General features: G+C 59.6%; 8 protein-coding genes. 3 read left to right on the top strand and 5 right to left on the bottom strand.

Annotated features, from left to right (window positions below):
- Positions 1-47: 47 nt before the first annotated feature.
- The 4 genes from ACM6IQ_RS15800 to rpsU all read right to left on the bottom strand — a co-directional run bounded on the left by ACM6IQ_RS15800 (position 48) and on the right by rpsU (position 8,507).
- Entirely contained in the window at positions 48-3,794 is a 3,747-nt protein-coding gene (locus ACM6IQ_RS15800; RefSeq protein ID WP_414879263.1) for a bifunctional diguanylate cyclase/phosphodiesterase, read from the bottom strand.
- Between the two features lie 121 nt (positions 3,795-3,915).
- Positions 3,916-5,763: an RNA polymerase sigma factor RpoD gene (gene rpoD / locus ACM6IQ_RS15795; protein WP_017341128.1), complete on the bottom strand. Its 1,848-nt coding sequence runs from the start codon at positions 5,761-5,763 to the stop codon at positions 3,916-3,918.
- Positions 5,764-5,830: 67 nt separating this feature from the next.
- The gene (gene dnaG, locus ACM6IQ_RS15790) at positions 5,831-7,810 is read right to left on the bottom strand and encodes a DNA primase (RefSeq protein ID WP_017341127.1); all 1,980 of its coding nucleotides are present in this window, start codon (positions 7,808-7,810) and stop codon (positions 5,831-5,833) included.
- A gap of 481 nt (positions 7,811-8,291) precedes the next feature.
- Positions 8,292-8,507 carry a 30S ribosomal protein S21 gene (rpsU, locus tag ACM6IQ_RS15785; RefSeq protein ID WP_002551877.1) on the bottom strand — a complete coding sequence of 72 codons (216 nt, stop codon included), beginning with the start codon at positions 8,505-8,507 and terminating at the stop codon, positions 8,292-8,294.
- 199 nt (positions 8,508-8,706) lie between these two features.
- Between rpsU and tsaD the strand changes: the two genes are divergently transcribed.
- Positions 8,707-9,732: a tRNA (adenosine(37)-N6)-threonylcarbamoyltransferase complex transferase subunit TsaD gene (gene tsaD / locus ACM6IQ_RS15780; protein WP_017341126.1), complete on the top strand. Its 1,026-nt coding sequence runs from the start codon at positions 8,707-8,709 to the stop codon at positions 9,730-9,732.
- A 23-nt stretch (positions 9,733-9,755) separates the two neighbouring features.
- Here tsaD and plsY read toward each other — a convergent pair whose 3' ends face one another.
- Positions 9,756-10,325, bottom strand: coding sequence for a glycerol-3-phosphate 1-O-acyltransferase PlsY (plsY, locus tag ACM6IQ_RS15775; protein WP_017341125.1), 570 nt, complete (start codon positions 10,323-10,325; stop codon positions 9,756-9,758).
- 74 nt (positions 10,326-10,399) lie between these two features.
- On the opposite strand from plsY, the gene folB reads away from it, so the two are divergent.
- Both folB and folK read left to right on the top strand, forming a co-directional pair.
- Positions 10,400-10,756: a dihydroneopterin aldolase gene (gene folB, locus ACM6IQ_RS15770; RefSeq protein ID WP_008027044.1), complete on the top strand. Its 357-nt coding sequence runs from the start codon at positions 10,400-10,402 to the stop codon at positions 10,754-10,756.
- On the top strand, positions 10,747-11,265 hold the full coding sequence (gene folK / locus ACM6IQ_RS15765) for a 2-amino-4-hydroxy-6-hydroxymethyldihydropteridine diphosphokinase (protein WP_017341123.1): 519 nt from the start codon (positions 10,747-10,749) through the stop codon (positions 11,263-11,265). Before folB ends, folK begins: the two co-directional genes overlap by 10 nt.
- Positions 11,266-11,343 lie beyond the last annotated feature (78 nt).

Here is an 11,343-nt window from a genome sequence, read left to right as displayed (position 1 = left end):
TCCTCTGCTCTAACCAACTGAGCTATAGGCCCTCAGTAGGCCGCGGATTATAGCGACGGTTTCTCGGCTGTGCTATCCGAAAAATCCGATACGGCTATACGAAGAAACGTCGCGGCGAATTCGTCCGCCGGCAAGGGCAGGCTGACGATGTAGCCCTGAATCTGTTCGCAGCCTTCCTCCGCGAGGAATTGCTGCTGCGCGAACGTCTCGACGCCCTCGGCTATGACGGTGAATTGCATGCTGCGCCCCAGCGCGATGATCGCGCGAACAATGGCCGCGTCATGGGGGTCATCCGGCAGGCCGCGGACGAACGACTGGTCGATCTTGAGGATGTCCAGCGGCAGGCGCTTGAGGTAACTCAGGGATGAATAGCCGGTTCCGAAGTCATCGATGGCCAGTTGCACGCCCAGGTGTTTGAGTTGATGCAGCACCGCCAGCGCTTCCTCGGCCTGGCTCATGATGAAGTTTTCGGTAATTTCCAGTTGCAATAATCCGGGCTGAAGACGGTTGTCCTTGAGCAGTTGTTCGATCCGGCCGAGCAGGTTGGGCTGGCGCAGTTGCGCGCCGGCGAGGTTGACTGACAATGGGCCGAGGCATTCATAAGTCAGGTTCCATTCGTACATCTGCCGGCATGCGGTCTCGAGCACCCAGTCGCCGATCTGCAGAATCATCCCGTTCTCTTCGGCCAAGGGAATGAAGTGCTCCGGCGGCACGGCGCCGAAAGTCGGGTGATGCCAGCGGATGAGGGCTTCTGCACCCACCAGGCGATTGTCGTCCAGGCTGATTTTCGGCTGGTAATGCAGCGACAGTTCATTGCGCTCGATGGCACGGCGCAGTTCGTGTTCCAGTGCGACCCGCTCGCTGGCCTGAGCGGTCAGGTCACGGGTATAGCTCTCGACCCGGTTGCGGCCCTTGGCCTTGGAGCGGTACATCGCCGCGTCGGCGTTCTTGACCAGTGTGGCGACGTCGCAACCGTCCTTGGGGTAGAGGCTGGTGCCAATGCTGGCGCTGATGAAGAACTCGTGCTCGCCCGCCTGGAATGGCGCAGAGAAGCAGTTGAGCAACTTGGTTGCGATGTTGTCGGCGTCGCTCGACTGTTGCAGGCCGGGCAGCAGGATGATGAATTCGTCACCACCGAGGCGCGCCACGGTATCGATGTCGCGCAACTGGTCCTTGAGGCGCACGGCGATGCCCTTGAGCAGCAGGTCGCCGACCGGGTGGCCGAGGCTGTCGTTGATGTGTTTGAAGCGGTCAAGATCGAGGAACAACACGGCGCCCTGGCCGCCGTTTTCCTGCTGATTGTTGAGTGCAGTCAGCAGTCGGCTCTCGAACAGCGTGCGGTTCGGCAAGCCCGTCAGCGGGTCGTGGTGCGCCTGGTAATCGAGTTTGGCCTGCGCGTGCTTGAGGCTGGAAATGTCCGCGAATACGGCGACAAAGTGGGTGATGAACTTGTCGCGGTTGCGCACGGCGCTGATGGTCAGCCAGCTTGGATAGAGCTCTCCGTTCTTGCGCCGGTTGGAAATCTCGCCCTGCCAATGGCCTTCGGCCGTCAGTTGATGCCACATGGCCGCGTAGAAAGCGCTGTCATGCAGGCCCGAGGCGAGCAGGCGCGGGGTGTGGCCGAGGGCCTCGCTTTCGCTGTAACCGGTGATTTCGGTAAACGCGCGGTTGACCGCGCTGATGTGCTGCTGGGTGTCGGTGATCAACACACCCTCGGCGGTGCTCTCGAACACGGTCGCCGCCTGTTGCAGTTTTTCCTGCATCAGGTGGCGCTCGGTGATGTCCCTCGCGATGGTCAGCATGCAATCTTCGTCGCCAATCGGCAGCGGACGGCTCGACACTTCGCAGAGGCGGATCTGCCCGTCGCTGCGACGGATATGGCAACTGAAGTCGCGGACAAAACCGTCCCGATGCAGCAGGTCGAGCATCTGTTTACGTTCGTTGAGATTGACCCAGATTCCCAACTCCAACGCCGAGCGGTCCACGGACATCGCGCTATTGAAGCCGGTAATGCGGCTGAAACCCTCGTTGACCTCCAGCAGCAAACCGTCGCTCTGCCGGGACAGCAACAAACCGTCAGGCGAGGCGTGGAAAGCCTTGGCGAATTTTTCTTCGGAGGTTTGCAGCTGTTGCTGGGTTTCCTTGAGCTGGCTGATATCCCGCACGACCACCACCAGCGCCGGGGTGGTGTCGAGGTCGAAGGGTTCGGCAGAGATCAGGCCGGTAAAAACCTGGCCATTGTTGCGGCGAAAGGGCATTTCCAGGTTACGGATGCTGCCGGCCTGCAAGCGTTGCAGCAAGCCCGGCCCGACGCCGGGGACGCCCCAGATATTGAGGTCGGTGGCCGTCTGGCCGATGACGTCTTCTGCCTTGAGGCCGATCTGTTCTTCAAACGCTTCGTTGACCTCCAGCAGGCAGCCGTCGGAAAGACGCGCAATGACCAGGATGTCCGGGCATTGCTGGAAGACCGAGGCGAACTTCTGTTCCGACAGGCGCAGCGCCTCTTCGGTGCGCTTGGCCTCGCTGATGTCGATCATCAGGCCGCGCATCACCGGCTCATGACCGTGCTCGATCAGGCTGACGATGTCGCGTACCCATATGCAGCGTCCATCGGCAGTGATGACCCGGTAATCGAGGCTGTGATCGCGCCCGGCCAGCACTTCCTGATCGCAGAACGTCTGGGCGCGGGTCAGGTCGGCGGGGTGGATGATATTGCGCCAGAAGCCTGGAATCAGCCAATGGGCCAAGGGGTAGCCGAGCAATTCTTCGGCGTGGGGCGACACATAGCTGTAGGTGAAATCGGTGATCCGCGCCTCCCAGGCAATGGCCGAAAGACTCTCCACCAGCCCGCGGTAATGGTATTCGCTGCTGCGCAGCTCCTGTTCCAGGTCGACGCGGCGGGCGATTTCCGAACTGAGGCGGCGGTTGATCCGAATCACGACCGCCAGCACCGTCATCAGTAGCAGCAGTCCCGGCAGGCCGTACACCAGCAGATCGGACCAGAATGTTCGATGATCGAGAACATTGCCGACCCAATGCTCCTGAATGGAGCTGATTTCAGCCGGGGTCATGTCTGCCAGGACTTTGTCGAGGATGCCGACCAGAATCTTGTTTTCCCGGGGCACACCCATGGCCAGTTGATAGCGATAGGGCGTTTCGCCGCTGACATACAGTCCGTCGAGTTTGAGCTGTCGCAGGCTCCAGACACTGGAGGCGAGATCGCCGACCACCGCGTCCACTTCATCGGTCGCCAGTGCCTGCAAGGCTGAGCTGACGTTGGGCAATCCGACCAGGTTCAGATCGGGATGCTGAGTGCGCAGCAGTTCATGGGGCGCGTAGTTTTCCACCACGGCGATTTTCAGGCCGTACAGGTCTTCGAGTTTGCGCGGTTGCGCGCCGCCGACGTGGGCAAGTATGACAATTGGAAAGTCGAGGTAGGGACGCGTAAATGACAGGTATGCCTGGCGTTCCGGGGTCGACATGATGCCCGGTAACAGGTCCAGTTTGGCTTGCTTGGCCTGTTCGAGAACAACCGTCCAGCTCACGGGTTCGATGGGCGTGAGCTTGATAGCCAGGCGTTGGCGGATCAGGTCGATGTAGTCCGCCGCAAGGCCCTGATAGCGGCCCTGATCATCGCGAAACTCGAAGGGTGGCCATGACGCATCCACACCCAGGCGCAAGTCCGGGTGGGCCGCCAGCCAGCTACGTTCTTCGTCGGTCAGAGTCAGCGCGCCAGCCGTTGCGGTCCAGGTCATCAGCGACAGCAAAAAAAGCACGGTCGGCAGTCTGGGCATAACGGTCTCGTTATGGCTCGGGGAATGCTTCGAGTGTAGACGGGCTATTCGGCGGGAGGGAGGTGCGAGGGATTTTATCTGCACAAAGCAAAACCCCCGGCCTGGGCCGGGGGTTTTGTGATCACTCGTCGAGGAAGGAGCGCAAATGCTCGCTTCTCGTCGGGTGGCGCAGCTTGCGCAGCGCCTTGGCTTCGATCTGGCGAATCCGTTCACGGGTCACGTCGAACTGTTTACCAACCTCCTCGAGGGTGTGGTCGGTATTCATATCGATACCGAAGCGCATGCGCAGAACCTTGGCTTCACGGGCAGTGAGGCCGGACAGGACTTCGCGAGTCGCTTCTTTAAGGCTCTCAACGGTAGCAACATCGATTGGCGACTGCATGGTCGAGTCTTCGATGAAGTCACCCAGATGGGAGTCTTCGTCATCACCGATCGGGGTTTCCATGGAGATCGGCTCTTTAGCGATCTTCAATACCTTGCGGATCTTGTCCTCAGGCATTTCCATGCGTTCGCCCAGCTCTTCCGGGGTCGGTTCGCGACCCATTTCCTGCAACATCTGCCGGGAAATACGGTTGAGCTTGTTGATCGTCTCGATCATGTGCACCGGAATACGGATGGTGCGGGCCTGGTCGGCGATCGAGCGAGTGATCGCCTGACGGATCCACCAGGTGGCATAAGTCGAGAATTTGTAGCCGCGGCGGTATTCGAACTTGTCTACCGCTTTCATCAGACCGATGTTGCCTTCCTGGATCAGATCGAGGAATTGCAGGCCACGGTTGGTGTACTTCTTGGCGATGGAGATCACCAGACGCAAGTTCGCTTCAACCATCTCTTTCTTCGCGCGGCGGGCCTTGGCCTCACCGATCGACATGCGACGGTTGATGTCCTTGATCTCGGCGATCGTCAAACCGGTTTCGGTTTCCAGCGCGGTCAGCTTCTGCTGGCAACGAATGATGTCCGGTTGCAGGCGACCAATGGCTTCAGCGTATTTGCTTTTGCCTTTGGCCAGTGCATCGGTCCAGCTTTCGTCGACTTCATTGCCCGGGAACTGGCGCAGGAAATCGGCACGCGGCATGCGGGCATCACGAACGCACAGTTGCATGATCGCGCGCTCTTGCTGACGCAGACGATCCAGGGCACTGCGAACACGCTCGACCAGGCCTTCGAATTGCTTCGGCACCAGTTTGATCGGCATGAACAGCTCAGCCAGCAGCAACAGTTCGGCAATCGCCGCCTTGTTGTTGCGACCGTGCTTTTTCAGCGCCTTGCGGGTGATTTCCATCTGATCGGAGACAGCGCCAAAACGCTGTGCCGCGATGACCGGATCCGGGCCGCTTTCGGCTTCTTCTTCGTCATCCGTTGCTTCGGCGTCATCGTCGTCGGTGTCGTCGTCCGCTTTCACGGCTTTCGGATCGACTGGCGGCGGCACTTCTGCAGCAGGCGGCGCAATGCCGTCGTCCGGGTCGATATAACCGCTCAGGACGTCGGACAGGCGGCCACCTTCGGTGGTGACGCGAGTGTACTCGGAGAGAATATGGTCAACCGTGCCAGGGAAGTGCGCGATTGCGCCCATCACTTCGCGGATGCCCTCTTCAATACGTTTGGCGATTTCGATTTCGCCTTCACGTGTGAGGAGCTCTACCGTACCCATTTCACGCATGTACATGCGCACTGGGTCGGTGGTGCGACCAATGTCGGTCTCGACCGCTGCCAACGCTGCTGCTGCCTCTTCGGCCGCGGCTTCGTCGGTATCGGCGTCGGCCAGCATAAGGGAATCCTTATCTGGCGCAACCTCGAATACGTTGATCCCCATGTCATTGATCATGCGGATGATGTCTTCCACCTGTTCCGGATCTGAAATATCCTCCGGCAGGTGGTCGTTGACCTCCGCGTAAGTCAGGTAGCCCTGCTCACGACCAAGTGTGATCAACTCTTTGATACGAGACTGCTGTTGCGCTTTTCCGGACATAACACCCTATCCACTGAAGGTCTTGGCGGGCAAAAAACAAGCCGAGGATTATACCTGAGCTATGACCTCACGCGCCAGTTGAGGTCGGGTTTGGTGTAGCCATATTGCGTTTTAATAGGTCGCGCATCTGATTTGCGATCTGATTTGCTTCCTCTGCGGTCAATCCTGGCTGCCTTGCTTTTCTGATAAGTGCTTCAAGGCTATCGGTGTGTTGACCGGCTGATAGCCTAGTAATGGTGTCTAAAAACTGTTGTTCAAGGTTATCGCCCTTAATCAGCCATTCCTTTTCCGCCAATGCTTTGAGCAGACGTCCCTGTTCTGTCCCGTGCCAGCGGGCCATTAACTGAATTGAGTTTAGCTTAGGATTTTTTTGCACCGCCTCGATGAGGGCCACCAGCAGTTGTGCGTAGGTGTTGCTCTCATTGGCGAAGTGATCGGCGGTTTCTACCTTGCCGGCCAGTTCCGGGTGATGAATGAGCGTGCGAAGTGCAATCAGTGTCGGGGCTTCCACGGCAATCGGTGTGCGCGGAGCGCTCGGTTGATCGCGATCACCGCCACGCTTGCCATTCTTGTCCCAGGGTTTCTTGTCCCATTTCTTGCCGCCGGCACCGGGTTTCTTCGGCGTCCATTCCTGCTGCGGCACATACATCTCTTGTGCCTGCGGCTGATGGTAGTCGCTGTAGTCCGGCATGGCGTCGTAATCGATGCCCGGGTCGTAGGCCGGTGGCGCGTCTTGAGGCGCGCTTTGTACCAGTTGGCTCACGGCCTCGCCGCTGAGGCCGGTGATTTCGGTCAGGCGCTGACGCATCAGGATGCGCAGGTTCGCACCCGGGACCTTGTCGATCAGCGGCGCGGCGAGGGTGGCCATGTGGGCCTTGCCTTCGAGCGAGCGCGGATCGGATTCCTCGGTCAGCTGCTGAAAGAAATAATCTGCCAGTGGCTGTGCGTGCTGATTGATTCGCGCGCGGAACGCGTCAGTGCCTTCGGAGCGGACCAGCGTGTCCGGGTCCTCGCCCTCAGGCAGGAACAGGAAACGTGCACGGCGCCCGTCTTGCAGGCAGGGCAGGGTGGCCTCCAGCGCTCGCCACGCGGCGTTGCGGCCAGCCTGGTCGCCGTCGAAGCAGAACAACACGTTGGGCACAACGCGAAACAGTCGTTTCAAATGCTCTTCGCTGGTGGCGGTGCCCAGCGTGGCGACGGCATTGCGCAAGCCTTGTTGGGCGAGGGCTATGACATCCATGTAGCCTTCGACGACGATGATTTCATCGAGATTGCGGTTGTTTTTGCGTGCTTCATAAAGGCCGTAGAGTTCCTGGCCCTTATGGAATACCGGGGTTTCCGGTGAGTTCAGGTATTTCGGTTTGTCATCGCCCAGTACCCGGCCGCCGAAAGCGATGATGCGCCCGCGGCTGTCGCGGATCGGAAACATCACGCGATCGCGGAAGCGGTCATAGCGTTTTCCGGTTTCGGCGTTTTCGATCAGCAGGCCGGCATCGACCATGGCTTTCTGTTGCAGGGTGTCGCTGCTCAAGTGCTTGAACAGATTGTCCCAGCCAGGCGGGGCGAAACCGAGGCCAAAATCCCGGGCAATCTCGCCGGTCAGTCCGCGACCCTTCAGGTAATCCACAGCGGCTTTACGCGATGGATGGCTTTTCAGTGCCTGGCGGTAGAAATCGGCTGCGGCGGTGAGAAGCGGGTATAGCGGCGAATCGGTCGGCTGCCGCGGTTTGTGCGGCCGGCCGCTTTCTTCGCGGGGGATTTCCATGCCGGCGGCTTTGGCCAGTTCTTCGACAGCCTGGATGAAGTCCAGGTTGTCGTGGTCCATCATGAAGCCGAGGGCGTTTCCGCCAGCGCCGCAGCCGAAGCAGTAATAGAACTGCTTGTCGGGACTGACGCTGAAGGAGGGGGTTTTCTCTTTGTGGAACGGGCAGCAGGCAGTGTAGTTCTTGCCGGCCTTTTTCAGTTGCAGGCGCGAGCTGACCACATCGACGATGTCGGTGCGGTTCAGAAGGTCGTCAATGAAGCTCTGGGGAATTAGCCCGGCCATGGCGTTCTCGTCATCTGCGCTGAAATGGACCCGAAACGAAGGGCGGCCGAATACAGGTCGTAGTTTGAGGCGCGCAAAATGTGCGGCTCGACCAGTGTCGTCTGCGTAATCGCTGTCGGGAAGTGTATCTGCCGAAAATCCACTGACGTTAATGCCAATCAGTATTCGACTATTTGAAAGTGTTTCGCTGAATCCGCTGCGGCCAGTCGATGGCCTCGGATAGCTCATAAGCGGGCACGCAAGAAGGTGCCTTGGGCTGATCGTCGTGAGAGGAATCAGTGGGTGTGCTCGTCAGTAGCCTTGGAAGGCTCGTCAGAAAAGACGTGCACCGCTGGCAAAAGAGCCAGGTCTGACGCTGTGAAGCGGGTTTGTCTCGGTCGCATGTGCGGCTTTGACGGTGAAGCATCAAGCGATTTCCGCAAATGCCATAAGCCCGGCTGAGGGCCGGGCTTGGCAGAAGCTTGCTACGATCGTCTGTGTATTAGTACAGACGAACGGCGCGGCGCTGTTCGCGCTGAACTTTCTTGGCGTGACGCTTAACAGCGGCTGCTGCTTTGCGCTTACGCTCAGAAGTTGGCTTCTCGTAAAATTCGCGGCTACGAACTTCAGCCAGTACACCGGCTTTTTCGCAGGAGCGCTTGAAACGACGCAGAGCTACGTCGAAGGGTTCGTTCTCTTTTACTTTGACGGCTGGCATCCAGAGCTACCTTCATTCATTACCGGGGTCAACATCCTCGCGGCAAAAGAGCACTTGAAGACGTCGGTTTTTAAGGGTTGCGGATGTTAACCCCTCATCGACCGGAATGCAAAGCCTCTGATCGAAAACCGCTAGTCGGCGCATCCCGTGGCGACTATTATGCGCGCCTTCGAATTCAGCCTAAACAGGGCGCAAACCCATGCTAGTACTGGGCTTAGAAACCTCTTGCGACGAGACAGGTGTCGCATTATACGACAGTGAACGCGGCCTGCTGGCCGATGCGTTGTTCAGCCAGATCGACCTGCATCGCGCCTATGGTGGCGTGGTGCCGGAGCTGGCGTCGCGCGATCACGTCAAACGCATGCTGCCCTTGATTCGTCAGGTGTTGGCTGAAGCTGACTGCGTGCCGACCGAGATCGATGCGATTGCTTACACCGCGGGTCCCGGGCTGGTTGGTGCGCTGCTGGTGGGGGCTTCGTGCGCTCAGGCGCTGGCCTTTGCCTGGGGCATTCCGGCCCTTGGCGTGCACCACATGGAAGGCCACTTGCTGGCACCAATGCTGGAGTCGAAACCACCAGAGTTCCCGTTCGTCGCTTTGTTGGTGTCCGGCGGTCATACGCAGCTGGTTCAGGTCGACGGGATCGGTCAATACACGCTCTTGGGCGAGACCCTTGATGATGCGGCCGGTGAAGCGTTCGACAAGACGGCAAAGATGATGGGGCTGAATTATCCGGGCGGTCCGGAAATCGCTCGCCTGGCGGAACAGGGCGTTGCAGGGCGTTTCACCTTTCCGCGTCCGATGTGCGACCGCCCGGGGCTGGCATTCAGCTTCAGCGGCCTGAAGACATTTGCCCTGAACACCTGGCAGCAGAGCGTCAACGCCGGGGACGACAGCGAGCAAGCCCGTTGCGACATCGCGCTGGCGTTCCAGCAGGCCGTGGTGGAGACTTTGACCATCAAGTGCAAGCGTGCCCTGAAACAGGCGGGTATGAAGCGTCTGGTGATCGCTGGCGGCGTCAGCGCGAACAAGGCGCTGCGTTCTTCTCTGGAGAAAATGCTCGGCGACCTGAAGGGCGACGTCTTTTACGCCCGTCCGGAGTTCTGCACCGACAATGGCGCGATGATCGCGTTCGCTGGCTGCCAGCGTTTGCAGGCCGGTCAGCATGAAAGCCTGGCGATCAGCGTTCAGGCGCGCTGGCCGATGGAGCAATTGTCGGGGCTGTGATGAGCGGCGCTCACGTGCGGTATCTAAAAATGCCGTTCGCGCCCGGCAAACAGGTCGCGTAGATTGCCGCGATGACGCCAGACGATCAGCCCCGTAAGTGCGCTCATGGGCAGCAATGCCGCCGGTTCTTGCCAGGCCAGCAGCGGCAGGGTAAGTGGTGTGGCGATCAGGGCGGCGAGTGAGCTGGTGCGGGTCAGGAAGAACGTCAGCAGCCACGCGCAGACTGCCAGCAGGGCCGCAGGCGGGTAAAGGCCCAGCAACATGCCAGCGGCGGTGGCGACGCCCTTGCCGCCGCGAAAGCGAAAGTACAGGGGGAACAGGTGACCGATGACGGCGCAAACGCCGATCCAGGCCTGTTCTTGCAGCGAAAGGCCCGCAATGCCTGCGATCAACACCGGCAGCAGGCCTTTGCAGAGGTCGCCGATGAGGGTCAGGATGGCGAGTTTCTTGCCGGCCAGGCGCAACATGTTGGTGGCGCCGGCATTGCCCGAGCCACTCATTCGCGGATCGGGGTTACCGGTCAGGCGGCTGAGCAAAATGGCGAAGGACAGAGAGCCGAGCAGGTAGGCGAAGGTCGCCAGTAACCAAAACATGCTAACTATTCCGGGCGAGGACGCCCTGATTCTAACGGCGCATTGCGCCCTTGTCGTGCAGCGGAGAAGAGTGCTTGGACAGAGTGTTTATCGAGGGCCTGGAAGTCGACACCGTGATTGGTGCCTACGACTGGGAGCGTGGCATCCGACAGTGCCTGCGTCTTGATCTGAGCTTCGCCTGGGATAATCGCCCGGCCGCGGCCGGTGACGACCTGACCCTGGCGCTCGATTACGCGAGCGTTTCGTCGCGCATCCAGGCCTTTGCCGAGCAGGCGCAGTTCCAGCTGGTCGAGACCTTTGCCGAGCGACTGGTGGAAGTGCTGATGAGCGAATTCAACATCACCTGGATGCGCCTCAAGTTGACCAAGCCAGGCGCCGTCCCGGCGGCCACCGGTGGTGTGGGCGTGGAGATCGAGCGCGGATGTCGCTGACTCAGGTGTATCTCGGGCTCGGTAGCAATATCGAGCGCGAAACCCATTTGCAGGCTGGCCTGGAAGCCCTGGCGGGTTTTCTGGTGGATATACGCTGCTCGGCGGTGTTCGAAAGCCAGCCCGTGGGGATCAAGAGCGGGCCGTTCTTCAATTTTGTGGTTTCGGCTTACACCGATCTGCCGCTGATGGAGTTGGACCGCCGGTTGAAATTCATTGAGGCGGACAATGGCCGCTATGCGCCGGACCGCAAGGGTTTGCCACTGGATATCGACGTGTTGCTGTTCGGCGACCTGGTGGGCAACTTCGATGGTTTGATTCTGCCGCGTGCCGAGATTCTGAAAAATGCCTTTGTGCTGTGGCCGTTGTCGCTGATTGCCCCGGATCGTGTGCATCCGGGTGTGGGCAAAAGCTTCGCGACGTTGTGGAGTGAAGCGCAGATTGATCAAGTGTTGGCACCAGTGGCGTTTGAGTGGCGCGGCGTGCAGCTGACCCCGTCCAGTTTCCTTTAAGGCAAAAGATCGCAGCCTCCGGCAGCTCCTACAGAGAAACGCATATTCCTGTGTAGGAGCTGCCGGAGGCTGCGATCT

Origin of the sequence: Pseudomonas sp. IT-P100 (assembly GCF_949767185.1) — a bacterium.
GTDB lineage: Bacteria > Pseudomonadota > Gammaproteobacteria > Pseudomonadales > Pseudomonadaceae > Aquipseudomonas > Aquipseudomonas fluorescens_B.
The sequence above is the reverse complement of the archived record's forward strand: the minus strand, read 5'-3'. Positions and strand labels throughout refer to the sequence as shown.